Source organism: Hyphomicrobiales bacterium (assembly GCA_016710435.1).
In the GTDB taxonomy this organism is placed as follows: Bacteria; Pseudomonadota; Alphaproteobacteria; order Rhizobiales; family Aestuariivirgaceae; genus Aestuariivirga.
Genome location: JADJVV010000001.1, coordinates 1825169 through 1851633, shown reverse-complemented (window position 1 = coordinate 1851633; position 26465 = coordinate 1825169). Strand labels below are relative to the sequence as shown.

At 63.6% G+C, this 26465-nt stretch carries 29 protein-coding genes and 1 tRNA gene; 9 read left to right on the top strand and 21 right to left on the bottom strand.

Annotated elements, in window-relative coordinates; translation table 11 throughout:
* Positions 1-6 precede the first annotated feature (6 nt).
* The 3 genes from IPM06_08950 to nosZ are packed head-to-tail and all read right to left on the bottom strand — an operon-like array spanning position 7 to position 3749.
* Positions 7-732, bottom strand: coding sequence for a c-type cytochrome (locus tag IPM06_08950; protein MBK8770542.1), 726 nt, complete (start codon positions 730-732; stop codon positions 7-9).
* A gap of 18 nt (positions 733-750) precedes the next feature.
* Positions 751-1395: a cytochrome c4 gene (locus IPM06_08945; protein MBK8770541.1), complete on the bottom strand. Its 645-nt coding sequence runs from the start codon at positions 1393-1395 to the stop codon at positions 751-753.
* A gap of 56 nt (positions 1396-1451) precedes the next feature.
* Positions 1452-3749: a Sec-dependent nitrous-oxide reductase gene (nosZ, locus tag IPM06_08940; protein ID MBK8770540.1), complete on the bottom strand. Its 2298-nt coding sequence runs from the start codon at positions 3747-3749 to the stop codon at positions 1452-1454.
* A gap of 198 nt (positions 3750-3947) precedes the next feature.
* On the opposite strand from nosZ, the gene IPM06_08935 reads away from it, so the two are divergent.
* Together IPM06_08935 and IPM06_08930 are read left to right on the top strand one after the other, a co-directional pair.
* On the top strand, positions 3948-4364 hold the full coding sequence (locus IPM06_08935) for a hypothetical protein (GenBank protein MBK8770539.1): 417 nt from the start codon (positions 3948-3950) through the stop codon (positions 4362-4364).
* Between the two features lie 121 nt (positions 4365-4485).
* A complete protein-coding gene (locus tag IPM06_08930) occupies positions 4486-4908 on the top strand; it encodes a hypothetical protein (protein MBK8770538.1) in 423 nt (140 codons plus the stop codon).
* On the opposite strand, the gene menA is transcribed toward IPM06_08930, so the two are convergent.
* Genes menA through IPM06_08915 form a run of 3 tightly spaced genes read right to left on the bottom strand, consistent with a single transcriptional unit; the run spans position 4909 to position 7183 of the window.
* Positions 4909-5826: a 1,4-dihydroxy-2-naphthoate octaprenyltransferase gene (menA, locus tag IPM06_08925; GenBank protein MBK8770537.1), complete on the bottom strand. Its 918-nt coding sequence runs from the start codon at positions 5824-5826 to the stop codon at positions 4909-4911.
* Positions 5823-6596 (bottom strand): class I SAM-dependent methyltransferase, encoded by a 774-nt coding sequence (locus tag IPM06_08920; GenBank protein MBK8770536.1) that lies wholly within the window; start codon positions 6594-6596, stop codon positions 5823-5825. Before IPM06_08920 ends, menA begins: the two co-directional genes overlap by 4 nt.
* The gene (locus tag IPM06_08915; GenBank protein ID MBK8770535.1) at positions 6593-7183 is read right to left on the bottom strand and encodes an SCO family protein; all 591 of its coding nucleotides are present in this window, start codon (positions 7181-7183) and stop codon (positions 6593-6595) included. Before IPM06_08915 ends, IPM06_08920 begins: the two co-directional genes overlap by 4 nt.
* A gap of 101 nt (positions 7184-7284) precedes the next feature.
* Here IPM06_08915 and IPM06_08910 point away from each other — a divergent pair, with 101 nt between their 5' ends.
* Positions 7285-8007 (top strand): cyclic nucleotide-binding domain-containing protein, encoded by a 723-nt coding sequence (locus IPM06_08910; GenBank protein ID MBK8770534.1) that lies wholly within the window; start codon positions 7285-7287, stop codon positions 8005-8007.
* Between the two features lie 5 nt (positions 8008-8012).
* Here IPM06_08910 and IPM06_08905 read toward each other — a convergent pair whose 3' ends face one another.
* The 8 genes from IPM06_08905 to IPM06_08870 all read right to left on the bottom strand — a co-directional run bounded on the left by IPM06_08905 (position 8013) and on the right by IPM06_08870 (position 14781).
* Positions 8013-8261, bottom strand: a complete 249-nt coding sequence (locus IPM06_08905) for a cytochrome C oxidase subunit IV family protein (GenBank protein ID MBK8770533.1) — start codon at positions 8259-8261, stop codon at positions 8013-8015.
* Positions 8258-8815: a cytochrome c oxidase subunit 3 gene (locus tag IPM06_08900; protein MBK8770532.1), complete on the bottom strand. Its 558-nt coding sequence runs from the start codon at positions 8813-8815 to the stop codon at positions 8258-8260. Before IPM06_08900 ends, IPM06_08905 begins: the two co-directional genes overlap by 4 nt.
* Positions 8815-10746 (bottom strand): nitric oxide reductase D protein, encoded by a 1932-nt coding sequence (locus IPM06_08895; protein ID MBK8770531.1) that lies wholly within the window; start codon positions 10744-10746, stop codon positions 8815-8817. The genes IPM06_08900 and IPM06_08895 overlap by 1 nt, the downstream gene beginning before the upstream one ends.
* 5 nt (positions 10747-10751) lie before the next feature.
* On the bottom strand, positions 10752-11552 hold the full coding sequence (locus IPM06_08890) for a CbbQ/NirQ/NorQ/GpvN family protein (GenBank protein MBK8770530.1): 801 nt from the start codon (positions 11550-11552) through the stop codon (positions 10752-10754).
* A gap of 26 nt (positions 11553-11578) precedes the next feature.
* Positions 11579-12919, bottom strand: coding sequence for a cbb3-type cytochrome c oxidase subunit I (locus tag IPM06_08885; GenBank protein MBK8770529.1), 1341 nt, complete (start codon positions 12917-12919; stop codon positions 11579-11581).
* 15 nt (positions 12920-12934) lie between these two features.
* Entirely contained in the window at positions 12935-13387 is a 453-nt protein-coding gene (locus IPM06_08880) for a cytochrome c (GenBank protein MBK8770528.1), read from the bottom strand.
* Positions 13388-13487: 100 nt separating this feature from the next.
* A complete protein-coding gene (locus tag IPM06_08875; GenBank protein ID MBK8770527.1) occupies positions 13488-13712 on the bottom strand; it encodes a hypothetical protein in 225 nt (74 codons plus the stop codon).
* A 43-nt stretch (positions 13713-13755) separates the two neighbouring features.
* Positions 13756-14781, bottom strand: coding sequence for a helix-turn-helix domain-containing protein (locus tag IPM06_08870; GenBank protein MBK8770526.1), 1026 nt, complete (start codon positions 14779-14781; stop codon positions 13756-13758).
* A 102-nt stretch (positions 14782-14883) separates the two neighbouring features.
* Here IPM06_08870 and IPM06_08865 point away from each other — a divergent pair, with 102 nt between their 5' ends.
* Positions 14884-16272: an FAD-binding oxidoreductase gene (locus tag IPM06_08865; GenBank protein ID MBK8770525.1), complete on the top strand. Its 1389-nt coding sequence runs from the start codon at positions 14884-14886 to the stop codon at positions 16270-16272.
* 803 nt (positions 16273-17075) lie between these two features.
* On the opposite strand, the gene IPM06_08860 is transcribed toward IPM06_08865, so the two are convergent.
* The 6 genes from IPM06_08860 to hemC all read right to left on the bottom strand — a co-directional run bounded on the left by IPM06_08860 (position 17076) and on the right by hemC (position 22070).
* Positions 17076-17486, bottom strand: a complete 411-nt coding sequence (locus IPM06_08860) for a VOC family protein (protein ID MBK8770524.1) — start codon at positions 17484-17486, stop codon at positions 17076-17078.
* A 216-nt stretch (positions 17487-17702) separates the two neighbouring features.
* Positions 17703-17778: transfer RNA gene (locus IPM06_08855), tRNA-Thr, on the bottom strand.
* A 60-nt stretch (positions 17779-17838) separates the two neighbouring features.
* Positions 17839-19278, bottom strand: coding sequence for a heme biosynthesis protein HemY (locus IPM06_08850; GenBank protein MBK8770523.1), 1440 nt, complete (start codon positions 19276-19278; stop codon positions 17839-17841).
* Between the two features lies 1 nt (position 19279).
* Positions 19280-20410 (bottom strand): hypothetical protein, encoded by a 1131-nt coding sequence (locus IPM06_08845; GenBank protein ID MBK8770522.1) that lies wholly within the window; start codon positions 20408-20410, stop codon positions 19280-19282.
* A gap of 11 nt (positions 20411-20421) precedes the next feature.
* A complete protein-coding gene (locus IPM06_08840; protein ID MBK8770521.1) occupies positions 20422-21132 on the bottom strand; it encodes a uroporphyrinogen-III synthase in 711 nt (236 codons plus the stop codon).
* 17 nt (positions 21133-21149) lie between these two features.
* Positions 21150-22070: a hydroxymethylbilane synthase gene (hemC, locus tag IPM06_08835; protein MBK8770520.1), complete on the bottom strand. Its 921-nt coding sequence runs from the start codon at positions 22068-22070 to the stop codon at positions 21150-21152.
* 74 nt (positions 22071-22144) lie between these two features.
* Here hemC and tsaD point away from each other — a divergent pair, with 74 nt between their 5' ends.
* From tsaD to IPM06_08810, 5 genes are read left to right on the top strand one after another with little or no spacing between them, the layout of a single operon-like run.
* A complete protein-coding gene (gene tsaD, locus IPM06_08830; protein MBK8770519.1) occupies positions 22145-23239 on the top strand; it encodes a tRNA (adenosine(37)-N6)-threonylcarbamoyltransferase complex transferase subunit TsaD in 1095 nt (364 codons plus the stop codon).
* Positions 23236-24138 (top strand): NAD(P)-dependent glycerol-3-phosphate dehydrogenase, encoded by a 903-nt coding sequence (locus IPM06_08825; GenBank protein ID MBK8770518.1) that lies wholly within the window; start codon positions 23236-23238, stop codon positions 24136-24138. Before tsaD ends, IPM06_08825 begins: the two co-directional genes overlap by 4 nt.
* A 14-nt stretch (positions 24139-24152) precedes the next feature.
* Positions 24153-24437 carry a hypothetical protein gene (locus IPM06_08820; GenBank protein MBK8770517.1) on the top strand — a complete coding sequence of 95 codons (285 nt, stop codon included), beginning with the start codon at positions 24153-24155 and terminating at the stop codon, positions 24435-24437.
* Positions 24437-24871 carry an EVE domain-containing protein gene (locus IPM06_08815; protein ID MBK8770516.1) on the top strand — a complete coding sequence of 145 codons (435 nt, stop codon included), beginning with the start codon at positions 24437-24439 and terminating at the stop codon, positions 24869-24871. The genes IPM06_08820 and IPM06_08815 overlap by 1 nt, the downstream gene beginning before the upstream one ends.
* Positions 24868-25518, top strand: a complete 651-nt coding sequence (locus tag IPM06_08810; protein ID MBK8770515.1) for a methyltransferase — start codon at positions 24868-24870, stop codon at positions 25516-25518. The genes IPM06_08815 and IPM06_08810 overlap by 4 nt, the downstream gene beginning before the upstream one ends.
* Here the strand turns inward: IPM06_08810 and IPM06_08805 are convergent.
* Positions 25487-26392, bottom strand: a complete 906-nt coding sequence (locus tag IPM06_08805; GenBank protein ID MBK8770514.1) for a DMT family transporter — start codon at positions 26390-26392, stop codon at positions 25487-25489. The two genes, IPM06_08810 and IPM06_08805, sit on opposite strands and share 32 nt — an antisense overlap.
* Between the last annotated feature and the right edge of the window lie 73 nt (positions 26393-26465).

The following is a 26465-nucleotide window of genomic DNA, read 5'->3' as shown; positions in this document are numbered from 1 at the left end:
GCGGGCTTACTGGAAGTCCGGATTGACCCAGTCGGGCGCGCCCACCAGTTCGGCCGGCGCTTTCAGACGGGAGACGTAGTCCAGCACCGCGACGGTATCTTCATCGGTGAAGTTCTGGATCTGCTTCACCATGTCCGGGTTGGCGTTGCGGCGCTTGCCTTCCTTGATCCACTTGTACTGGCGCAGCAGGTATTCATAGTGCTGGCCCTGGATGCGCGGATAATACTTGGCATCGTCGCCCTGACCCTGGTCGCCGTGGCAGCGCACGCAGTTGTCGGCATAGAGCTGCTTGCCCTTTTCCACACTGGTACCGGGACCGACGCCATTGTTCGGGTTCATGGGAAGCTTGGCGATATAGGCCGTCACGTCGGCGATCGACTGCGGGCCACCGATTTCCTGCGGCAGGGCGAAGGGATACATGGTGGGATTATCGCGGTTGAGGGCGCGAATGTCCGAGAGCTGCTTGATCAGCACGTCACGGTGCTGGCCGGCGATCTGCGGGAAGGTGCCGTCGGTCAGGCCCCAGCCGTTGGGCTGGTGACAGGCGGAACAGACTTCATAGACGTCGCGGCCATTTTCCAAATTGGGCGTGAGGGCGAGCGCTTCATCCTGTTCGCCGCCGCCCTGGTTCCACGCCTTGGGCGCGGTGGCGGGAGCATCATCGGCGCCGGCGAGCGGCGCGAAGGTCACACTGGCGAGAAGGGTGAGGGCGGCAATCTTGAGAAGTTTCATGAGTGATGATCCTTGTGGTTACTTGGCAGACCGGTCGATCTGCGAGAGGTAGGTGGCGATCGAGGCGATGGCGGCGTCATCGGCCTTCTTGATGATGGTGAGCATGAGCTTCGACTGGCCGTTGACACGCAGGCCATCGCGAATATCGGTCATCTGGCGGATCAGATAGTCGCGCTGAAGCCCGGCGAGGTTGGGATAGTTGGGAATGCTCGCCTTCTTGCCGTCTGCGCCATGGCAGGCGACGCAGCCCAGCTTCTTGTAGTTGGCAGCACCCGCGGTGAGGTCGTCGGCGCTCGGTGCCGGATCAAGGAGCTTCGGCTTCGGCGGATCAAGCTTGCTGAGGTATTTGGCGATCTTCACAAGGTCCTCGTCCGTGACGAGATGCATCACCGCCGACATGCCTTCGGTGAAGGGATGGCCGGTGGGATCCTTGCTCCCCACGCGCTTGCCCGCCTTGATGTCGCGCAACTGGGTCAGGATGTATTTTTCATTCTGTGCGGCGAGGGCCGGGAATGTCTGAATGGGGCGTGCGCCCTTGATGCCGTGACAGGCGACACAGGTCTTGGTCTTGTAGAGCTTCTCTCCGTCGGCGATGTCGTCCGCCCAGACGGCAGACGTGAGCACCGCGAGTCCGGCGAAAGTGGCGAGAAGTATCTTTTTCATCGTATGGTTCCCTGGTTGAAGGACCGGGCGGCCCGAAGGCCGCCCGGAAACGTGTGTCACTGCACCTTCTTGGCGCCGTTCTGTTCGAGGTAGGTCTTGACGCGCAGACCGATGTCCGCAGCCTTGACCTGGTACTGCCACCACTGGCCCGCCCAAAGGGTGGCATTCTGCCAATCCTTCTTGGCGGCGAAGTCTTCCGCCTTCGTCTTGGCCTCGCCGGCGAACTTCAACTGGTCGGTGGCGTCCTCGACGAGGGCAACCGCATCCGGATAGTCCTTGAAGTTCAGGCTGGTGATGTAACCGACCACGCTGTCGATGATGGCTTGCGTATCGGTGCAGCTCTTGTGCTGCTTGTCGTAGTCGGCCTGGGTATAAGCCTGGCCTTCCGCGCCTGTTGCCGTTGCTTCCTTGAAGCCCTTCGGCTTGACCACGAGGAAGCCGGTCATCTCGAGATGCAGCGCCGAGCAGAACTCGGTGCAGTAGTACGAGAAGACGCCGGGCTTGTCGGCCTTGATCTTGGCCGTCGCGGTCTTGCCGGGTTCAAGCGAGAGGTTCACACCGTAGGTGCTGACCGAGAAGCCGTGGGTCTCGTCCTCGGCACGTTCCGAGTTCGTGATCACGAATTCCACTTCGTCGCCTTCTTCCACTTCCACGATTTCAGGCGTGAAGTGAGAGCGGATCGCGGTCATGTAGACCTTGACCTTGTTGCCGTTGCGCTCGACCTTTTCGCTGCCCGGACGGACAGAGTCAGGATGCTTCTCGCCGGTGCGGCTGTTGGTGCCGTACTTGTAGCGGACCAGCGGCTTCAGCTTGTCGGCCGAGATCGCGGTCGCGTAGTGCGGCTCGCCGAGCGGGATGGGCATGTCATACAGCAGCTCCATCTTGTCGCCGGAGATATCGATCAGCTGATGGTTCTGCGGATGCAGCGGACCCACAGGGTTGAAACGGTCGATCGCCAGCTTGTTGAGGGCGATGAGATACTTGCCAGCCGGATGGGCCGACTCGCCTTCCATCGCCACGAGATGGCCGATGTTGTAGTGGACGGAAATCTTGTCCAGCACCTTGCCTTCGCAATAATCCCACTTCGCCACCTGGCTGTCGACGTAGAGCGAGGTGTAGACAACGCAGGGCTTGGAGTCATACTGCGTGTGCAACGGGCCAAGGCCGAGTGGCACCTGCTTGTGCAGGGCATCTTCCAGCGCGATGATCGGAACGCCGTAGCTGTCCTTGCCGGAAAACTTCTTGCCGTCAATCGCTGCCTTGATCTTCTCGAAGGAGTAGACCGAGGCCTGCGTGTCGAGTTTGCCGCCGACGATGATGAACTTGCCGTCGGGCGAGACGTCGACGCCGTGCGGCGACTTCGGTTCGGCCACGAGGGCGAGCACGCCTTCATCGATCAGCGTCTGCATCGAGATCACGGCATGATCGTTGATCTTGGTGAACTTGCCGGCCTTGAACAGTGCTTCCGCCTTCTTCCAGTTGATGATGTGCAGATAGTCGGTGTCGTTCTGCGAACAGCCCGCTTCAAACGGCGGACGGCCACGCTCGATGCCGCCGACATAGCGTTCCGAGCAGAAGGAGTTGGTGAAGGACCAGCCGTCCGACACGCCCTTGCCGGCATCGCTCAGGTCCTGCGTATAGGGCGGCAGTTCCACGGAGAAGGAGTTCTCCGGTTCGATGCGGCCCTTTTCGCGGTTGAACTTCCAGTAGGTGACGGCACCGCGGAACTTGTCGTTGAATTCCGACAACGGCGCAAAGCCGCGGCCCAGCACGCCCGGATACTGGGCGGCTTCAATCACGTATTCGCTGTTCGGCGTCACGAAGGCGCCGCCGTGTTCCGACTGCATGATGGGATTGACGACGATCTGCTGCGTTTCGAAGTCATGCAGCGAGATGACGGCGATGCGCGGCGCGGACTTGTCGTTGATGAAGAGATACTGGCCGTCCTGATCGCCATTGGTTTCGGTGATGGCGGGATGGTGGGTGTCGCCCCACGGCACGTCGCGGCCGTCGATCTTGCCCTGTTCCAGAACCTTCTTGGATTCTTCGTCGTAGCCATAGCCCTGCCATGGCTCAGGCGTGAACACGCCGATGTACTTCAGGATGCGCATGGACGGCACGCCGTACACGATCACCTGGCCCGACTGGCCGCCGGACGAGAAGACGATGAATTCGTCGCGCTTGCCGGTCGGCGTGTAGGTCTTGGCGGCCGCCAGCAGGTCCTGTTGCGTCAGGCCACGGCGGGCCAGCACCTGGTCCAGTGTTTCTGCTGACGCGCTGCTCCCGGCCAGAATGAGGCCCAGCCCCGCCACACCAGTTGCGGCGAGAAGGCCTTTTTGAATTTTTTTCAACATGATTTGCCCTCAAATGAAGGCCGGAAACGTGATTGTGCCCGGACCTCCTGTGGCGTGCGGGAGTCTTGCCACCCCGGCGCCTGATCCGTTTTCGCACTGCAGCGGGAACTGCTGCCTTGACTTTCGTTAAGGTGGCAGAGGTGGCCCCTTGGCAAATGTGACGCAGGCCGCTCCCAATACGGCCGGCCACTCGACCACATGAAACGCACTTCTGCCATCTCAAGAGTCTTCCGGGCGCGCTCGTTCATCGCGCGGCTGGCGATTCTTGTGCTGGTGCTGCAGGCCCTCATCCCCGGAGTCCTTGCCTACTCCGCCGGACTGGATGGCGTGTGGTGCCGCTCGCTGGCAGCGGCAGACACCGGCTCCCCTTTTCCCTCCGCCGGTGCGGAACCCTGCCTTGTCTGCGTGCTCATGTGTTCCGGGAATGCACCCCTGCCCGCCGCCGCGATGGTTCTTCCAGCACCTCCGGCGGTGGCAGGGGCTTTTTTCCCTTCGCTTGGCGCCGTGGCTGGGCCACGCCGCGCCAACGACCATAATCATCCCATCCGTGCACCACCCCGAAGGCCTTCCGGCTTCCGGCCGGTCTCCGGTGCTGATGGGTGTGCCCTCACCTGACGCGGCCTGAGACCGGTCCCGAGTCCGGGGCTGTCTGAAGCGGGTCAGCGGTTGACTTTTGTCAATGCTGTCACATCCGTTGCTACCGATAAGGGGCGCATCCTCCAACCGGATCCCGCCCATGACCCTCACCCGCGCCCTGCTCCTCGCCTCCCTGCTCTTCATTCCTGCCGCGCAGGCGGAAGATGCGTTCTTCGATGCCGACTACCAGGGCAGCGAAGTCGTGTCGGATGGAAAGGGCCAGGTCCATGTGAAGGTCGTGTACTTCCCCGGCGAGGATTGCTGGGCCATGGCGAACCTGCGGGAAGGGGTCCCCGACAAGCTCACCGACCAACCGACGGAACGGCACCTCTACGTCACGGTCAATGTTGCGAAAACAAAGCAGGACTGCAAACTGACGAGCACCTTCCTCGAAGGGCAGATCGTCATTCCCGACAAGAAGGGAAAGATCAGTCTCGATATCTTCTTCGTGGATGAGCGCGGCGTGCTCGTGCGTTCGCAGCGTCACCGCATCCAGCGCGACACGTGCATCGAATCCTGCTGATCAGCCCTCAGCCAACCCGGACATCGCGAGCGCTGCAAACAGTGCAAACTGAAACAGCACCGTGAGCGGCAGGCAGCGGTTGATGGCCGCTGACACAGGCGTTCGCCAGACGATCACCGCCAGTGCCGCAGCCATTGCCATTGCTCCCAGCGCCATCGCACGGGACAGCGGAGCGGGCTCCGTCAACAGTGGCAACAGCAGCGCGGCTGACATCACCAGCACGGCATAGAGAAGCCGCGAACCTGTCACGCCTGCGATGATCGCGAGGGTGCGCCGGCCAGCGGCGGCATCCGTCGTCCGGTCGCGGTGATTGTTGAGGAGAAGCACGGCACTGGATGGCAGGCCCATCATGATCCCCGCAACCGGTCCTGTGGCCGTGAGGGCCGAGCCCATCACATGCATTGTGCCCGTCACGGCGATGACGCCGAAGAAGGCCAGCACGATCACCTCGCCGAGCGGCGTGTGGGAGAGTGGAAGCGGACCCATGGAGTAGGCATAGCCCAGAAGCAGCGAGAGAAGTCCGATCAGCACGATGGCCCAACCACCGGCCAGCACCAGCGGCAAGCCCGCCGCCAGCGCTGTTGCGAAGGTGAATCCCGCTGCAGCCTTCACCTGCCGCGCATGGAGCAAGCCAAGCGCCGTCATGCGGGGCGGCCCAAGGCGCTCGGCGGTGTCGGTCCCGCGCTCAGCGTCTGCGGCATCGTTCCACAGGTTGGTGCCGATCTGGATTGCCATGGCGGAAAGTCCCGCGGCGAAGGCCAGGCCCGGCCGCACCGGTCCTTGCTGGGCGGCGAGCCATGAGCCGCACAGCACGGGCGTCAGCGACAGGCCGACAGTCTTCAGCCGCGCGGCAATGACCCAGCGCAGGGCGACGGGCAGGCGGGCGAGACGTTCGCGTGTGTCGAGAGTGCTGGTCATGCCGGAACCCTGGCGACATGCAGGACCGCGACGCCAAAGACGAAGCGGCGCAGCGTTACATCCGCAAACCCTGCCGCTCGGAGTTCCGCCGCCATGGTCTCGGCATCGGGAAAGAGGCGGATCGAGTCGATGAGATAGCGGTAAGCCTTGCGATTGCCGGAGACGAGTGCGCCGAGTGCCGGAATGACGAAGCGGGAGAAGAGATTGTAGAACGGCGCGAACCAGCCATCGGGCTCGGAAAATTCCAGCAACACCAGTCGTCCGCCCGGCTTCAGAACACGGCGGACTTCGCGGAGCGCCTTCGGCGGATCGGTCATGTTGCGCAAGCCAAAGGACAGCATGACGGCTTCGGCTGATGCGTCTTCGAACGGCAGCGCCTCGCCTTCCGCCACTTGGCAATCGATCTGGCCGGCGGCGCGCCGGCGCGCCACCGCCACCATGCCGGGACTGGCGTCGGCGAGGATGATGCGGGCCTCCGGCAGGCGTTTGCGCAGGGCCAAGGCGAGGTCGCCCGTGCCGCCCGCGAGATCAATCACCGTGCCGGTGGCGGCACCGGGGGCGGCCGAGGTGACGGCAACGGCGGCCCGCTTCCACAGCCGGTGCAGGCCAAAGCTCATCAGGTCGTTCATGAGGTCGTAGCGGGGAGCGACCTGATCAAAAAGATTGCGGACGAAGGCACGGCGTTCGGCCTCATCCACTTGCGTGGCGCCGAAGGTGGTGCGGAGCGGCGCAAGAGACTCAAGCCTGTCGAGGGAGGGATCGTGGGTCACTTCATGGCTGCCTGGAGTTTGGACAACATCGCATCAGGCGACGCCGTGTGGGGAAATTGCGTGCGGAAGGTCCCGTCCGGACCCATGACGTAGAAGATGGAGGTATGATCGACGGCGTAGTCATCGCGGCTCGTGTCTCCGGCGAATTGATAGCGCGCGCCATAGGCGGCCGCCACCGCATCGAGTTGCGCGCGCGTGCCCGTGACGGCGGTGACGTTGGCCCGAAAGGCCTTGCCGTATTCGGCAAGACGCGCACCCTGATCGCGCTGCGGATCAACCGAGATGAAGAGAACAGCGGGCTCCCGGTCCTGGGCCAGGCCAAGCCGGTCAATCACCCCCGCCAGCCTGGCGAGGGCCATGGGGCAGACATCCGGACAACTGGCGTAGCCAAAATAGACGATCAGGATCCGGCCCCGGAAATCGGTGTCGCGGACGGTGTTGCCGTCGCCATCGGTGAGTGCGAAAGGACCGCCAATCACGTGGTTCGCGCCACGTTGCCATGTCCATGCACCAACGGCTGCCGCGGCGGCGAGGGCCGATCCCGTCACATGCCGGCGGGTCAGTGCTGATGTGATGGATGTCTTCATTTTGCGGGGGCAAAATAGACGGTCAGATACAGCTTCAAATTGACCAAACTCAAATTGCCGGAACGCCGCAAACCGTCTATGCGAATGGCCCGGAGCTGGTGATGCAACTTCCCATATCTACCACTGATTTCAAGGTTGTGCGCGAAACCGCGCTGCTCGGCGGCTTGTCCGATGCGGCCCTGCGCAACATCATCAGCGATTCCTCGGTGCACCAGTTCAGCCGTGGCCAGACGCTGTTCACGCAAGGCGACAATGCCGATGCCTTCTTCGTGGTGCTGGAGGGATGGATTAAACTCTTCCGCCTCACCACCAGCGGCACGGAAGCCGTGATCGGCATCTTCACGCGCGGGCAGAATTTCGCCGAGGCTGCGGCCTTCACCGGGGGCGTCTACCCGGTGAGCGGCGAGGCGGTGACGGACTCGCGGCTGCTGCGCGTCTCGGCGCGGCGCCTGTTCGAGCGCATCCGGGAATCGCCCGAGATCGGCCTCGCCATGCTGGCCTCGACCTCGCAGCACCTGCACCTGCTGGTGCGCCAGATCGAGGCTCTGAAGGCCCACACCGGAGCCCAGCGCATCGCGGAATTTCTGTTGGAGCTATCACCCTCGGCTAACGGCCGCTGCGTGGTCGACCTGCCCTACGACAAGGCCCTCATTGCAGCGCGTCTCGGCATGAAGCCGGAAAGCCTGTCGCGGGCGTTCAACCGTCTGGCTGATTATGGCGTCTCCATCGTGCAGCGCCAGGCCATCATCGAGGATGTCGAGCGGCTGCAGGATTTCGCCGAACGCGAACGCGCCGAAATCATGCGCGGACGCGGCGAAGACTGATCCCGTCACGGCACCGACAGCACCGCCATCAGCAGCAGCAAGACCGTGAGACTGGCAACCGCCGCCTGCCGCCAGCTTTGAGCGGCACGAAGTTCAAGATAGTCCAGCAGGATCAGGCGTGACTTGATGAAGGCCGCACCGAGGATCATGGCAAGCCAGCCGGGGCGCGGCAGTGGCGGGGCGAAAACGAGGAAGCCGGCCACCAGAAACGCCAAGGCCGCCATCACCAGCCAGCTTCGCGTCAGGTGGGTCATCGCGGCACCAGATAGAGCACCGGGAAGACCAGCACCCACACCAGGTCCACCATGTGCCAGAAGGCGACGGAGGGTTCCACGTGCTGCGGCTTTGGGCGCGTGGCGACGAGGGTGAGCAGCGCCACGCCGAACACCACGTGGGCCGCATGGAAACCAGTGATCAGCGCATAGAGGGTGAAGAAGGGATTGCCCTCCAGCGCCACACCCTGAAGCCAGAGATCACGGTATTCCGCAAACTTGAGGACGAGGAACACGAGGCCCAGCGCTGCCGCCACCAGCAGGCGAAGGCGCGCGCCGGCAACACTGCCCTTGCGCGACAGGTCCTGCGCCAGCGCGGCGGCATAGCCGCTGGTCAACAACACAATCATGCCCATGGTACCTGCGCCCGCATGGAGAAGATGGGCGCCGGCACGAAAAGCGTCGGCGTGAAGAAGGCGCATCACGAGGAAGCCCACAAGGGCCACGCTGAAGACGAGGATTTCCGAGGCGATCAGGACCCAGATCAGGACATGGCCGGGAAGGCCATCATGGTGGTCGTCCGTGGCCCGGGTCATCAGCTCACCAGGTGGCGGTAGATGCCGGGCAAGGCTTCCGCCAGCCGCGCGGGGTGGCTGACGATATGAAAGCCGTTGCGGCCGAAGATATGCGGCACATAGGCCTCGGCGCGGCGGTCGATGGTGATGGCGAACACCGCAAGTCCGGCCATGCGGGCTTCGAGCACGGCGCGGCGCGTGTCTTCAATGCCATGGCGGCCTTCGTAGTGATCGATGTCATTGGGCTTGCCGTCGGTGACGACGAGCAGCAGGCGGCGCAGCGCCGCCTGCTTGCGAAGATCGACCGTGGCCTGTCGAACGGCCGCACCGAGGCGCGTGTAGTGGCCGGGGCGCAGGGCAAGGATGCGGTCAAGCACATCGGGGCCCATGGTTTCATCGAAACGCTTCACCCGGTCATAGAAGACGCGGTCACGGCGGACCGAGGAGAAGGTGGAGATGGCATGGGCGTCACCCGTTGCCGCGAGGCCATGGGCCATGGCGAGCAATGTCTCGCGTGCGATCTCGATGATGCTCCGTTCTTCGGCAACGCCTTCGGTGGAGCGCGAGACATCGGCGAGGGTGAGGACCGCGAGGTCGCGCGATACGGGGCGGAGCAGCTTGAAGATGCGTCCCTCGTTGGCAACACCGGCGCGATGGTCAGCGGCCATGCGGAGGGCTGCATCCAGATCCAGTTCGCAGCCGGAGTCCTCGCCGCCCTGCAGGGCCTGGCGCGGCACCAGTGCTTCGAACTGCCGGCGCACGCGGGCGACAAGGCGCGTCTGCGCCGCCGTCAGCGCGGGACGTTCTGTTCCTTCCGTTCCCTTGGCTACACCGGCGAGAATGCGGACATGATCCGGAAGGTATTGCCCGCGGCGGTGGTCCCATTCGGGCAGCAGGCTTCCCTCACCCAGTTGCGCGCGGTCCACTTCCTGCGGCGAGAGGTCGAGGTCGAAGGCCAGCCTGGTCGCAGGTTTGGCATCGGTATCGGCCAGTCCCAGTTCGTCGTGGTCGTCGGCGGCCTTGCGGGCGGTCTCGGCGTCGTCATCCTCCACCTTGCGGCCGAGGTTGAACATCTCGGCCCAGGTCTTGATGGTTTCAAAGCGGTGCAGGATGAGCGGATCGCGCCGCCGTGCCTGATCGGATTCGCGGCGTCGGGCGCGCTTGCGCTTTTCGCCATCGCGCGGCGTGGCGCTTCCCGAGGAAGCCGTATCGCGGGCCGCAGGACCACCGGCAGCCCGCACCTGCCAGTGCGGCCAGTGCTGCACCGGCGCGTGGGTGCAGTATCCCGCAGGCGCCCGCAGTCCGCCGGGCAGCGCTTCGCCCGCCGTGATGAAATTCCAGAGGAGAGCAGGTGACGCGATGGCATCTCCCAGCATGCGGCGGAGCGTGTTCTCCACATCGGTTTCGGCGGGCGGGAGTTGCGTTGCAGGCCGCATGGCAAGGGCTGCGGCATCAAGCGCAGCGGCCACCGCTGCAAATCCGGGCGCGGCTGTTGCAATTGCGGCGCGGCATGTCCAGGCGGCACGCAAGGCATGAAGATCACTGCGCAACGGATCGTCATCGGGTTCCGGCGCTTGCCACGTTGCGGCCCAGGCGGCGAACCAGAGATAGGCCGCCTCGTTGAGCGGTTTCACCTCGCTCCACGCCATGGCCTCCGGCACCGCAAGCGTTTCGCCATCCCAGCCGGGCTGGCTCACCTTTTCGCCGGCATGGCCGATCTTCTGCAGGAAGCTGCGGCGGTGGCGCACGGCGGCAGCGTGAAGCGGTGCAAACACCACGCCCGCATCTCCGCCCAGGCCGCGCAGGATGATGCCCATGCGTGGGCGCATCTCCTCCAGCGTCACCTGTGCGGGGCTGGAAACACCTTGCGCCTCGCGGTCTCCCACGAGGCGGTGCCACAGGGAGCCGATGGCTTCCTCGGGTTCCCAGGGATGAGCGTGCAGCTCGGCCATGGGCGTCAGCCCAGCGTGGCGGAGACGAGATCCCTGAGACCCTGCATCACGGCGGGATCATCGGTCAGGGGCTGGAGCATGGCGACATCGACGGCACGCTCAAGGCTCATGCCGCCCACGATCAGCGTGGCGGCGTAGATCAACAGGCGCGTCGAGGCCGCCTCCTCGACATCGCGGCCGCGCAGGGCGCGAAGCCGCGTCGCCACCTGAACCAGCAGCTTGGCGCGCTCGATCGGGATTCCGCTTTCGGCGGAGACGATGGCTGCTTCGCGCTCCTCGCGGGGAAATCCGAATTCGATGCCGATGAAGCGCTGGCGCGTGGAAGGCTTCAGGGACTTGAGGACGTTCTGGTAGCCGGGGTTGTAACTCGCCACCACCATGAAGGACGGCGGTGCGACAAGCGTCTCGCCGGTGCGATCCAGCAGGAGCGTGCGGCGGTCGTCGGTCAGGGGATGGAGCACGACGGTCACATCCTTGCGGGCTTCCACCACCTCGTCCAGGTAACAGATGCCGCCAGCGCGTACCGCGGCGGTGAGCGGCCCGTCGCACCACACCGTTTCGCCGCCCTTCAGGAGGTAGCGCCCGGTGAGGTCCGCCGAGGTCAGGTCGTCATGGCAGGCGATGGAAAAGAGCGGCAGGCCCAGCCGCGCCGCCATGTGGGCGACGAAGCGGGTCTTGCCGCAGCCCGTCGGCCCCTTGAGCAGGAGCGGCAGGCGGTTTCGCCATGCCGCTTCAAAAACACGGCACTCGTCACCTGTCGGTGCGTAGTAGGGCGCCGGTGGGGCGGCCCGGGTTTCCGTGTTCATGGCAAGCGGCATGGCGTGTGCTCCTGTCATTCGGCCGGGGCCGAAACGACGTTGGTGATCACTTCGCGGCGGGGCACGAAGGTGGCGTAGATGAAGAGCAGAGCGCCCAGCACCACCACCACGCCCGAGCCCAGGCGCATCCAGTAGAACAGCGCGAGCTGGTCCTGCACGTCCATGTAGCCTTGGCCCAGCACACGCTGCAGGTGGGTTTGCACCACGCCGGCAAAGGTGAGGGTGAAGGTCATGAAGGCCATGCCGGATGACATCAGCCAGAAACTCGCCATGTTCAGCACCTGATTATAGGGCTTTCGGCCCAGCAGGTAGGGCATGGCGTAGGTGATGATGGCGAGGTTCATCGAGACATAGGCGCCGAAGAAGGCGAGATGTCCGTGGGCCGCCGTCACCTGCGTGCCGTGGGTGTAGTAGTTCATGGGGGCAAGCGTGTGCATGAAGCCCCACACGCCGGCGCCGAAGAAGGCGAGCACCGAGCAGCCCAGGGCCCACAGGAGTGCGGCCTTGTTGGGATGCTCGCGGCGGCCTTTCCACACCATGATGAAGGTGAACATCACCATGGCGAAGAAGGGCAGGATTTCCAGCGCCGAGAAGACGGAGCCGATCCACTGCCAGTAGCCCGGCGTGCCGATCCAGTAGTAGTGGTGGCCGGTGCCCAGGAGGCCCGTGAACAGGGCGAGGGCCACGATCACATAGAGCCACTTTTCCACCACCTCGCGGTCAACGCCCGTGAGCTTGAGCATCATGAAGGCAAGGACGGAGGCCATGACCAGTTCCCACACGCCTTCGACCCAGATGTGCACGACGTACCACCAGTAGATCTTGTCCACCGTCAGGTTGGCGGGATTGTAGAGTGCAAACAGGAAGAAGAGTGCAATGCCCCAGAGGCCGAGCAGCAGCACGTTGGTGATGACTGTCTTGCGGCCCTGCAGCACCGTCATGGAGACGTTGTACAGGAAGATGAGCGCGGCGACGATGATGCCGAGCTTCACCCACAGGGGCTGTTCAAGGAATTCGCGTCCCTCGTGGATGCCGAAGAGATAGCCCACCACGGCGCCGCTGGCGCCCACCATGAGCAGGATGAGCTGGATATACGCCAGCTTGGGCGAATGCAGCTCACGCTCGGTTTCTTCCGGGATGAGATAGTAGGATGCGCCGAAGAAGCCCAGCAGCAGCCAGACGATCAGCGCGTTGGTGTGGATCATGCGCGCGACGTTGAACGGCACAAGTTCCGAGAGGAAATTGGGCGCGACGTAGATGTATCCGACGAGGAGCCCGAAGAGCACCTGCGCGGCGAAGAGCGCCATGGCACAGGCAAAATAGGCCAGTGCGACTTTCTGTGACTGGTATTTCATGATTGTGTCCCCTCCTCAGCCGCTGTCCTTGGGCGGCCAGCCCTGGGTGTTGATCTTGCTCACCCACTCAAGGAAATCGGCGATGTCGTTGAGTTCCCCGTCGGTGAGATGGAAGTTCGGCATCTGGCGGCGGCCGGGAATGCCGGTGGGCTGGCTCGATATCCAGGCCTTGATGGCTTCCTTTGCTCCCGCAGGATCGTCCTTGCCGCCGTAGCGCACGAAGACGTTGCCGAGTTCGGGCGCGAAGTAGGCGCCTTCACCCAGGATGGTGTGGCAGTCGATGCAGGCATTGCGTTCCCACACGCGTTTGCCCCGCACCACGGATTCAGTCAGGTTTTGCGCATTCGTGGATGTGCTCACTGCATAGTAGTGGCTGTGCGCCGTCAAGGCAGCGAACACCACAAAGAAGAAAAGCGAGCCCCCGAAGAAGATGTTGCGCGCTTGGGATTTTGTCAGGCCTTCACTCATGGCACCATTGCCTCCTCCCCACATGTCGGTTCTGACGTGTTAGGGCGGCGGCGGCGATGCGGTCTTGACCATCGTCAAGAGCGGCCGTCCAAAGCAGGCTTCAGGCGGGCTCGGACTCGTGGATCTGCCGCTCCGCCGGGCATTCGATCTCCTCAAGGGAGAGCTTGCCCTCGGCATGGGCGTCAAGGTTGCGGCGGCAGGCGGAAATGGGCAACTGCTTCATGCGCACGGCAATCTGCTCCGGCGAGAGGCCTTTGAGCAGCGGGCAAAGTTCAGGATCGAATTCGCCCTTGTCGAGCATGGCCTGGCACATGAGGGGTCTCATAGGTCATTCCGCGACGGCGATCAAATCCCGAAGCGGTTGCCTTTCAGGTTGCGGTTGCCGTCCGCCCGATCCGGGAATAGCGGCGGCGATACTCCTGCGGTGTGACGCCCGCGATCTTGCGAAACACCCGGCGGAAGGCGGCCGGATCAAGATAGCCTACCTGGGCGGAGACATCATCAACGGCAAAACCCGAGGTTTCGAGAATCTGCTTTGCCTCCTCGATGCGCAACTCCAGGACGTAATCCATGGGGCTGCGGCCGGTTGCCGATTTGAAGCGACGCGCGAAGGTGCGCGCGTTGAGCGCCGACATTTCCGACATGCGCTGCACCGGATTTGGTTCACTGTAGTTATCCGCGATCCAACCCTGACATGCGGCAATCACGGCGTCGGAGGAGTTCTTGCGCCGATTCATGGCGGCGAAAATCAGTTGTCCCGCTTCGTGCCCCGTGAGCAGATGGACCTTCGCCGTCTGCCGGGCGATATCCGGCCCGCAGAACTTTGTTATCACGTAGAGAACCAACTCCTGCCACGATGTCACGCCACCTGCCGTGACGATCCCATCGGCCTCGTGCGTCAGGCACAGGATGCTGTCGCGCCGGAACGTGCATTTCGGAAATTCCTGCGCAATAAGTTCGGCATAGGCCCAGTGCGAGGCGATTTCCTTTCCATCCAGCAATCCCGCCTCCGCCAGCATCAGCGTGCCCGAACAGACGGAGCAGATCAGCACCCCTTGCCTGTGCAATTGCTGCAACCAGGGCACAAACGCTGCGTACTCGCTGCGGGCCACGGCATGGATGGGACTGTACATGTCGCAGACGATGACGGCATCACATGCGCTAATGGTTGTGATGCTTGCATGGGGCTCGACAACAATGTTGCCGGGACATCGGAAGGCTTGACCATCGGCAGAGACGATCCTGACATCCAGACTCTCCGCGCCGGGCTCGCCCAGCACCATGTCAGGAAAAACCATGCCGGCGGAAAAGAGGACATCATAGATGCCGAACAGTACGGCGGCCGAACTCGTGGGCGCCGCAAGCAAGGCGATGACGGGCCGGTGGTTTTTCATGTGTCCCCATCCTGTCCTGTTTGGACCTTTTATGTCTCCTCCGGCACTCAACACAACTGGCCATTCCTGACATGCTCCCCGGTGATTGCATGGGAGAGAGACATGGGAGACCACAAGACTGCCAATGCTTCGCTCGAACAGCGTCTGCTGAAGCCGGGACAGGCTGCATATGATTCCGTCCGCGCCGTCTGGAATGGCATGATCGACCGCAAGCCCGCGGCCATCCTGCGGTGCCAGTGCGCCGCGGATGTCCAGCGGGGAATCGCGTGGGCGGCCGCGGCGGGCCTGCCCGTCTCAATCAAGGCAGGCGGTCACAACGTGGCGGGACATGCCGTGGGCGCTGGTTCGCTGATGCTTGATCTCTCCGGCATGCGTAAGGTCACGGTCGATCCAGCGGAGCGGATTGCGTGGGTGGAAGGCGGCGCCTTGTGGGGTGACGTGGATGCCGCAACACAGGCCCATGGCCTCGCCACGCCCGGTGGATTGATTTCGGAGACGGGTGTTGCGGGCCTTACGCTTTCGGGGGGCGTGGGCTGGTTGCGATCACGCCATGGCCTGTCGATCGACAACGTGCTTGCAGCCGAGGTCGTGACCGCGGACGGGCAACTGATCCTGGCCGACAACCAGAGACATCCCGACCTCTACTGGGCACTGAGAGGCGGAGGCGGCAACTTCGGCGTCGTCGTGCGCTTCTGTTTTGCGCTGCATCCGGTCGGTCCTGAAGTGATGTTCTGCGCGCCCATCTATCCCGCGTCGGTGGGCAGTGCACCCATCCGCTTCTGGCGTGATTTCATTTCCCGGGAATCGGACCGGCTGGGATCACTGGTCGAATTTTCCACCATTCCGCAGTCGACCGACTATGACGCCGCCTATTGGGGGCAGCCTTGCTACACGATCGCCGCTGTCTACGCCGGAGATGCGGCCGAGGGAGAGAAGATCGTGGAACCCTTGCGCAACCTCGGAACCAAGGCCGCGGATTTCTCGGGCCGCATGGCCTATTGCGATGTGCAAAAGCTTTTCGATGCGCTTTTTCCCACAGGACAATACCGCTGCTATTGGAAGAGCCACCTGCTTGCCGACTTGAGCGACGAGATGATTGAAGAAGGGCTGGCCAACGCCATCGACAATCCCTCGCCCAAATCGATCAGTTCCTTCTGGAATTTCGGCGGGGCAACAGCGCGTGTGCCGGCGGACGAAACCGCTTTCGGCGATCGGGGTTTCGGCTGGATGTATTCCCTGGATTCCGTCTGGGAACGCAAGGAGGATGATGCCAAGGTACGCGACTGGACGCGGGCGGCATGGGACCGTTTCCGCAAGCACGCCTACAGGAAACGGCTCTATCTGAATTTTGCCGGACAGGACGAAGACAGCGCCGCATTGACCGAAGACGCGTTCGGTCCTCACCTTGCACGCCTTCGCAAAATCAAGGCCGCCTATGATCCCGGCAACATGTTCCGCTTCAACCAGAACATTCTCCCCGCCAAGATCTGACGCGGGCCAAGGGACTCAATCAGTTTGCGTAGATCTTGTTGCAGGCGTCCTTTTCCGGTCCAGCCGGGAGTGGAATGCAGGAGGCCAGGTTGACTCTCTTGCAGTCAGTCAATGCTTGTCCCACTTGACCTGCACATCTGTTGACCACCGTTTTCTTTAGAGCAGGGCAAGCACCCGTGTAGACGATTACGCCGTTTGAACAGATTGTGGGAGTCGGGGTTGTCGCCCTAACACTGGGGGTTGCTGCGGCGAAGGCAAAACCCAAAATCGCAGATGCGGCAACAATCTTAGTGGCGGCGAAGGACTTTGAAACATTTGACGACATTGCTTAACTCCCAAAAGGATTTTCTTGTTTGTCGTTGGCCGGGCCACCCCCCGCCCAATCTGGACGATGTCGCGAGGGCGGAAGCTTGGCAAGATATTTCCGAAGTCTGTTAGTGGGTTGCCAAATCTCGCACCCGCGTACTGGGTGGGCGGGATCAGCAACAGGGCGGAATGCGGAGCCACGAGTAGTGCGCCGTGAAGTTCGAGCCACCGAAAATGGTGACAGCAATGCCGAGAGCAGTCCAGCCAAAGTGATGCGCTAACAAAGAGATTCCTAGGACCAGTAGAAGTCCAGCAAGGGACATCTCTATGTCCCTAGGGCCTTCGTCGTTGGGCAGCAGGGCAACATCCATTTGAAGACGTAAATGTCTCTTGGAGTTGGTTGCGGTTCAGAATCTTTCTCGGTCATTGGCGTTCGTCCCGCTCTCCGACATGCTTCTTACTCGGTGTTGGCAGATCCTGTACCTGGTATTCATCACTTAGAAATTGAATGGAGCGCGATTTATCTCAATCAAGTTTCTGTCGGGGTCCATCAGGAATACCTGAGGAAATCCTGCCAACCCCGTTCGCTTCAATATCAGTTTTTGGGGGTGATTTTCAGGATGGTTTTCATCGTACCCTAAATGATGCAAATGAGTGACGGCGGCTTCGAAGTCCTCCACCCGCAGTGCAAAATGAATGTCATCATTGTCTACCGCACGGCCAGTTCGAAAGTTGGCCTTGGGGTGAGCGGTAAGATGGATTTGCAGTGGTCCGATGCCATACCATTCACCATCAATGGAAAATGGGGGCCGTGGCACCTTCTTCAAGCCGAGCACGTTCTCATAAAACGAGCGCGCGGCTTCCATGTTATTGGTTGGGATAGAAACGTGGTGCAGCGAAAAAAGCATAGAGGGCTTCCTTGAGAACCCCCACATCCAGAAAGTATAGGGGTCACAAACTATATGCAAGGTCCCGCGAAATGACAGCAGCTCGGTTGAGTTTTCAACCTTCCGCAGCGGAAGGATTTTGTGTCGAGATACAGCCAGCAGAAACTGGCCCACGAGTGCGTCAGCTTCCAGCGCTTGTCGAACAGGTCTCCGCGCCGATAGGCCCGATTGGAAAAATGGTGCCGCTTAGGTGACTCGAACACCTGACCCCATCATTACGAATGATGTGCTCTACCAACTGAGCTAAAGCGGCCCGGCGGTGCTTTGCACCGCGTTTCAGACGGGCGGGGGATAGACGGTTTCTGTTCCGATTTCAACCGTCAATGCGTTCGGGCGCATCGACGCCCGGATCATCGGGCGGACGGTCGAAGGGCAGCGATTTTGGCGGCTCGCCCGTGGCCTCGCGCACGGCCGCGGGGGCGGCGATTTCCGCCACCCGTTCGGCTGCCGGCGCGTCCAGCGGTTCCACTGGCAGCATGTCGAAGGGCACCTTCCATTCGGAAGGCACGATTTCACCTGTCACCGGGGACAGCGGCATCCAGCGCGGGCTGGCCACGCCATCCGACACCCACATGGGATCGCGGGGGGCATGGATGGCGCGGGCAAACCATTCCCGCGACTTGCCCTTGTCGCCTTCCGCATCTTCGATTTCGCCCATCAGGGCGCAAACCCGGGCCGGGGGACGTTCGGCGGCATAGGGCGCCAGTGCGGCGCGGGCCACGTCGAGGCGGCGCGCCGCCACGGCAGCCCTGGCGAGGGCGCAGGCGCCTTCAAGCGAATCGGGGGTGGCACCCACGAGATCACGCACCCGTTCGAAACGGGCCTCCGGACCATCACCTGTCACGGATCGTGCCATCAACTCGGCAAGGTCCGGATGGGGGGCGAGCGCCCAAGTGGTGCGCAACAGCTTCTGGGCCTTGCGCACATTGCCGGATGCGATGTGACTCCGGGCCGCAATGGAGGCGGCGGGAACGAGCGCGGGATCGAGACGGAGCGCATCCAGCGCCAATTCCAGGGCGCGGGTCCGGTTATCGTCTTCGATGGCAAGTGCTTCGGCGGTGATGAGGGCGGCGCGTTTGCGCGCCGCATCAGCCCGGGAGATCAATCCGGAACGGCCCTGCTGGTCCAGGGTGTGTGCCGCCGGAAGCCAGAGCTTGCGGGCGGCCTGCACCTGCAACACGGCTGTGGAGGCCCAAGGCAGGCGCGGATTGCGGGCCAGCGCCTTCTCGGCATGTTGGAGTGCCGCGACGAGATCGCCGGACTGGCGGGCTTCGGAGAAGAGGCCGCGCAGGCCCATCAGTTCGGTTTCCGGGTCCTTCGCCATGGTCTCGAAGATCCGCTTCACGCTTTCGCGGTCGCCCCTCAATTGCGCGGCCTGGGCGGCCAACACGTTGACCAGCGGTTCGTCCGACAGGGTATTGGCCGCGATCGCGGCATGGCGGGAGGCGGCATGGGCATCGCCGGCACCGGCGGCAACGATTCCCTTGGACAGCGACTCATAGGCCTTGCGGTGCTTGCGGAAGCGGAAGAACTCGCGGGCCGCCGTGGGGCTGCGCAAGACGCGGCGCAACAGTGACCAGAGGAACGACAACGCCACGATCAGCATGATCGTCAACGCCACCGCCACGAAGAGTTTCATCTCATACTGGCGGCCGAGCCATGTGACCGTCACGCTGCCGGGACGGTCGGCCAGCCAGGAGAAGAAAACGGCCACTGCCACCAGCAAGGCAAATCGCCAGATCATCCTGATCATGTCACTGCCCCGCCGCCTGGACGCGGGACGCTGCTGCCACCACATCGCCCAGAGCCGCTTCGAGAGAAATGCGGGCGGCGGCGCGGTCGCGCCACTGCTGCAGACCTGCGGGCAGCGCGCCTTCGGGTTCATCCACGGCGGCGATGGCCTGGGGAAGGTCGCCGGCATCCGCAAGCGCAATCGCCTTCTCGCCCACCTGCTGCCAATTCACCGCGTCAAGATCGCGGATGGTGATGACGCTGGAGAGCATCTCGCCGAAACGGTCCCAGAAGCCGGGCTCGGAGGGCAGAACCTTGATTTCCGGCGTGGGCAAGCTGGGCTTCAGGGCTGCGAGTTCCGTTGCCAGGCCCTTGGCGTTGGGCAGGCCCGTCGCGGCATGGGCGGCAAGAACATCAAGCCCACCCGCGGCCGGCAGAAGCCGCACGATGCGGTCGCTCTCTTCGCCATAGGCGGCACCCGCTTCGATCTTGGCCTTGAGATCGGCAATGGTCTGGGTCAGCACGGCGGCATCGGGCATGCCGGTCTTCTGCGCCTTGAGTGCCGCCACATCCTGTTCAAGTGTTGCGAGGCGCTGGGCCACATCGGGGGAAATGACCGCGGCGGACGTTCCACCTGTTCCGGACGGGGACGGATTGCTGCCAAGCGTGGCAAGCGCTTTCTTGGTTTCGTCGATCTGTGACTGCAAGGCGGTGACGCTGGACCTGGTGGCGGCAAATTCCTCTTGCAGCACCTTCTGGCCAGAGGTTGCGGAGCCTGCTGCTGTTTCGAGCGCGTTCACGTCGGACGTCAGCTGTTCTCCCAAACGCTCCAGCGCCTGCACCTGGGTGGCGAGAGTCTCATGGCCCTTGCCGATGATGTCGACGCGCTGTGCGATCAGCTGAACGTTGTCGCTGGGGAAATAGCTGGAGAGAAGATCGCGGTAGATCCATCCGCCGGCGATGCCGCCCACGGCGAGTGCTGCCAGAAATGCAATGCCGCCATAGGAACCGCTGCGCCGTGGTGGGGGTGGCGGCGGCGGTTCTGCATGCGGCGTGTGCGAGGCATGTGGCGCTTCGCGTTCCACCGTCACTTCATCCGGATCAAGGTCGATCACCGTGGGCCTGACGGGCGATGTATCTGCATCGTTGCTCATGGAGATAAGGGCTATTCCTGTTCGGGCAAGGGTTCAAGCGTTTCAAGTGCCGCAAGCATCGCCTCTTCGTCAGGATTTGCGGCAATTTCATGCGGCCAGCCGGGCGGTAGCGCACGTGCCACGTTGGCGGAAAGACAGAGGTGAGTCATCCTCGCCATGTGTTGTGCGCAGCCCGCCTTTTCAATCGCTGCGCGCCACAGTGCCGCGCTGCGGGGCGAGTAGAGCAGAACGGCATCCGACGTTGAGACAGCCTCCCGAAGGTCGGCCGGTGTTGTCGAGACGGCATCATAGGCGACGACGCGCGTGACATGGAAACCGGCGGCCCGGAGCTTGCCTTCGAGGTCGCCCGAGGTAGCGGCACCGGAGAGATAGAGAAGCGGGCCTTTGTCCTTTGCAAGATGTTGCACGATGAATGCCGCGAGGCCATCGACATCGCCGCCATGGGCCCGCACCTGCACAAACCCGGCGGTGCGCGCTGCGGCGGCGGACTGGGGGCCGACACAATAGACCGGGAGATGCATCACTCCCGCGAGCAACGCCACATTGGCAAGGCCGTTGGCGCTGGTGATGCAGACGCCCTGGTACGGCTCCGCCGGAATCGTGGCACCGCCGCGTGGAGCAATCTCCAGCAGCGGCACGATCAGGGGCTCATGCCCCAACGCCTTCACCTTCGCGGCAAGGGGCGTTGCATCTTTGGTGGGCCGCGTGAGGATCACTCTCATGCTGCGCGCCAGCCCGTTCAGGCCGCGCCGACGATGAGACTGCCGCCCTTTGCCTTCACTTCGGCTGCAGCATCCGTTCCCATCTGCGCGGCATCGGCGGGCGCGCCGCTCCGTTCGGCGGTGAACACCTTGCTTCCGTCGAGGGTCAGCGTTTCGCCGCGGAAGTGGAGAACTCCATTGGCGAGCCTCGCATGTCCGGCGATGGGTGTGCGGCAGGAACCATCGAGCGCCGCGAGGAAAGCGCGCTCGCAGGCGATGGCGTCGGCCGTCTCCACGTGGTTGATGGCGCCGAGCATCGTGCGGATGCGGGCGTTGCCGGCATGGATCTCGATGCCGATCGCACCTTGCGCGATGGCGGGCAGCATCTCCTCCATCGGCACGATGGCGGCGATGTGGTGCGACAGGCCGAGACGATTGAGGCCGGCGACGGCAAGGAAGCTGGCATCGGCCACGCCATCCGCCAATTTACGCAGGCGCGTTTCCACATTGCCGCGAAACTGCACCACCTTCAGGTCGGGACGGAGACGCAGCGCCTGGGCCGTGCGGCGCACCGAGGACGAGCCCAGCGTCGCGCCCAGCTTCAGGTCTTGCAGCGACGTCGCGCTCAGGCTGATCAGGGCATCACGCGCATCTTCGCGCGGCAGCGTGGCGGCGAAGGCGAGTCCATCCGGCAACACCGCCGGCATGTCCTTCATGGAATGAACGGCGAGGTCGATCTCGCGGGCGAAGAGCGCCTCCTCGATTTCCTTGGTGAAGAGGCCCTTGCCGCCGATCTCTGACAGGGGGCGGTCGCGGATGCGGTCGCCTGTCGTGGTGATGACGACGATCTCGAATTCCTCCTCCGGCAGTCCGTGGGCCGCCATGAGGCGGCGGCGGGTTTCGTGGGCCTGGGCGAGTGCGAGGGGCGAACCCCGTGTTCCGATACGGATTTTGGTCATTTGCAAAGTGTAAGTTCCGGATGCTACAGCGGCAACGTCTAATTCATTTGCCCCTCCTCACGCCAGCCGGACTCATGGCCGCATCCGCAACCCTCATTCTTGGACTTGAAACCTCCTGCGACGAGACGGCAGCCGCCGTGGTGCGCCGCGATTCGGAGGGGCGCGGGACCATCCTCAGCAATGTGGTGTTGTCGCAGGTCAAGGATCACGCGCCTTATGGCGGCGTGGTGCCGGAAGTGGCGGCGCGCGCCCACATCCGCCACATCGGCAGGCTGGCAGAGCAGGCGCTAACGGAGGCGAGGGTCGAGGCGGGAGCGCTTTCTGCCGTGGCCGCCACGGCGGGGCCCGGCCTGGTGGGTGGACTGCTCGTGGGGCATACGTTCGGGAAAGGCTTCGCGCTGGCGCAGGGCCTGCCATTTCTCGCCATCAACCACCTGGAAGGACATGCGCTCACGCCGCGTCTCCTGGGGCCGTGCGTTTTCCCCTATCTGCTGCTGCTGATTTCCGGCGGGCACACGCAATTCCAGTTGGTGAACGGCGTGGGCGCCTACCAGCGTCTCGGCACCACCATTGATGACGCGCTCGGCGAGGCCTTCGACAAGACGGCCAAGCTGCTCGGCCTTGGCTATCCCGGCGGGCCGCAGGTGGAAGAACTGGCGAAGCTCGGCAATCCCCTGCGCTTTCCGCTGCCACGTCCGCTCAAGGGCCGGGCCGATTGCAATTTCTCCTTCTCGGGCCTCAAGACCGCCGTGCGCGAGATCGTGCAGGCCCTGCCCCGCGTGAGCGACGACGACCGCGCCGATGTCTGCGCCTCCTTCGAGCGTGCCGTGGCCGAGACGGTGGCGGACCGGACGCGCCGCGCCATGGCGCTGTTCCGGGAGATGTGCCCGGAGGCCGCTACGCCCGCCTTCGTGGTGGCGGGCGGCGTAGCAGCCAATGCGCGGCTGCGGGCGATGTTTGCCGAGGTGGCGGAGGCGAACGGATTCGCGCTCGCTGTCCCGCCGTTTGATCTGTGTACGGACAATGCGGCGATGATCGCCTGGGCGGGGGCGGAGCGCCTTGCGCTCGGACTGCAGGATGAACTGGATTTTGCCGCGCGGGCGCGCTGGCCGCTCGATGCGGTTTCGGCCCCGCTCGTGGGGCACGGACGGCTGGGGGCGAAGGCATGACGAAAAAGATCTGGGTGCTGGGCGGCGGGTCGTGGGGTTCGGCGCTGGCGCATGTGGCACGCGGTGCGGGGCACGACGTCGCCGTCTGGAGCCGCGCCAACAAGGACATGCGGCTTGCGAGAGATGCGGACGCGGTGATCGTGGCCGTACCGGCGCAGGCGGTGCGGCTGGTGCTGACCGAGGTGCAGGTGCCGGACAAGGCTGCCGTCATCATTGCGGCCAAGGGCATTGAACGCGGCACCGGTCACTTCATGCATCAGGTGGTGCGGTCGCGCGCGCCGGAAAACCCCGCACTCATCCTGTCGGGGCCGAGCTTTGCGGCGGATGTGCTGGCGGGCAAACCCACGGCCGTGACGCTGGGCGGCCCCACGCTCGAGCTTGCCAATGCCTGGGCGCAGGCGTTGAGCCTGCCGCACTTCCGCATCTACGGTTCCGACGACGTGCTGGGCGTGGCCCTTGGCGGAGCCATCAAGAACGTGCTCGCCATCGCCTGCGGGATTTCCGACGGACGCAGGCTCGGCGACAGCGCGCGCGCGGCCCTCATCACGCGGAGCTTTGCCGAACTCACCCGTTTTGGGCAGGCGATCGGCGTGCGCGCCGATACGCTGATGGGCCTCTCCTGTCTCGGCGACCTGATGCTGACCTGCACCAGTCCGCAATCGCGCAACTATTCTGCGGGCCGCCTGATCGGCAGCGGTGCTGCCGTGCCTGAGGCGCTGGCCGCGACCGCGGGCACCGTGGAAGGTGCCTATACCGCACTTGTCGCCGTTGATCTGGCCGCGCGTCATGGCGTGGACATGCCCATCGTGTCCGCCGTGCATGCCATCCTTGACCGCAACACCTCGCCCGAGGATGAAATCAACCGCCTGCTGGCGCGTCCTCTCAAATCCGAATTCTGAACCGGAGATTTTCCATGCTTTTTGCCCTCATCTGCACCGACAAGCCGAACAGCCTCGACCTTCGCATGGCGACGCGGCCCGCCCATCTCACTTATCTTGAAACTGTTGATGTGAAGGGGGCCGGGCCCTTCCTGGATGCCAGCGGCAATCCCAATGGCAGCCTCGTCATCATCGAGGCCGCTGACCAGGCGGAAGCGCAGGCCATCGCCGGGCGCGATCCTTACGCCATGGCGGGACTGTTTGCATCTGTCGAGGTGCGGCCATGGAAGTGGCTCATCAAGAATCCGGAGACGAAGTGATGGCCTTCTGGCTGTTCAAGTCAGAACCCGACGTGTTCTCCTTCGACATGCTGATGAAGAAAGGCGAGCGGGGCGAGGAATGGAGTGGGGTTCGCAACTACCAGGCCCGCAACAACATGCGGGCGATGAGACTCGGTGAACGCGGCTTCTTCTATCACTCCAACATCGGCAAGGCGGTGGTTGGCATCGTCGAGGTGTGCAAGACCATCCATCCGGATTCGACCGCCGACAAGCCGGCGTGGGAATGCGTTGACGTGCGCGCCGTGGCGCCGCTGCCGCAACCTGTCAGCCTTGATGCCATCAAGGAAGTGGCGGCCCTTGCGGAGATGGTGCTGGTGAAGAACTCGCGGCTTTCCGTGCAGCCGGTCACGGCCGTGGAATTCCGCGCCATCTGCAAGATGGGCGGGCTCGATCCCGCATCGTTTGCCCCATGACGCCGGACGAGCGCGCCCGCTTCGTGCGTGCGCACACCGAGATCCTTGCGCCACCGCTGGTGCCGGAGGTGAAGCTTCACCTCGCCCATGAGGCGTTGCCGATCTGGCAGAAGACGGAAGAGGAACTGGGCGAGATCGGATTGCCGCCGCCGTTCTGGGCCTTTGCCTGGGCAGGCGGTCAGGCGCTGGCACGGCATGTGCTGGATCATCCTGCACTGGTGATGGGAAAGCGCGTGGTGGACCTCGCCTCCGGCTCCGGGCTTGTGGGCATTGCGGCGCTGAAGGCCGGTGCGGTGGAAGTGCTTGCAGCCGACATCGACCTCTTCGCCGTGGCGGCGATGGAGATCAACGCAGCGCTCAACGGTGTTGCCCTGCGCATCACCGGCGACAATCTGCTGGCCCACGCAGCACCTCGCCACGACGTGATCCTCGTCGGAGATTTGTTTTACGAACAATCACTTGCGGCTACCTGCTTCGCCTGGCTCACAGCGGCGCGGGAAGAAGGTGCAATCGTCTTCATCGGTGATCCCGGGCGCAGCTACCTGCCCAAGGACAAGCTCGTCTCCATCGCCACCTACGCGGTGCCTGTGACGCGCGACCTTGAAGATGCGGAGATCAAGAAGACGTCGGTATGGCGGCTGGCTTGAGGGGCGCGCCGCTGTTGTTCAGGTAAAGCGCCACCATGATGAGCGCCAGCGCGGCCCACAGCCAGGGATCGCCCGCACCGCCGAAGAAATACATGGCGATGAAGACGGCGGCGGGCGAGGAGAGATAGACTGCCTGCGACGTGTAGCTCGCCCCTTTCTCGCGAATGAGGGTGAAGAAGGAAATGCGTTCCGCCACCCACATGCCGGTGGCGAAGACGAGGCTCCACCAGACCACCGGCCCGCTGTAGGCCGTTGACCACGGCGGCGAAAGCACCAGCACGAAGGGCAAGGCCAGCAGTCCCGAGAGCAGCGACTCCGCCGCTCCGACGGAGAACGTGGTGCCGTCTTTCGGCCAGTTCTGCTGGGCGTACCAGTTGTAGGTGGCCCACAGCAGCGGATTGATGAAGGATGCCAGCAGCCACCAAGACACCGCGCCGCTCACCATGCCGTCGCGCGTCAGCACCAGAAGCGAAGAGGCCGCAAAGCCGAAGAGGATGGCGATGATGCGGCGGCGCGTGAGCGGATCACGGCCCGTGAGCGCGCCCACGAGAAAGCTGATGATGGGCGAGATCGAGAACACCAGCGCCAGTTCCGGGGCCGGCACATGGCGCGCCAGGGTGAGGGACCAGGCAAAGGGCACGTTCATCAGCGTGGCGCAGACAAGTCCATACTTCAGGATGGCCGGGCTCCAGCCCCAGTCACCTTCCCAGAGACGGGCGACGCAGAACAGGAATACCGCAAGGCCCAGGCCCGTGTAGCAGATGACATGGCTGACCGGCACGCCGCTCTCGCCCCAGTACTTGTACAGGCTGGGGGAAACGCCCCAGAACGTTCCGAGGGCGATGAAATACAGGATATGGCGCAGAGCCGGCATGGGCGGTGGCGGTTCCTCGGGACTTAGACAGGAGTCGGATTGCAGGCTATAGACTTGTCCGCCGATAAGACGA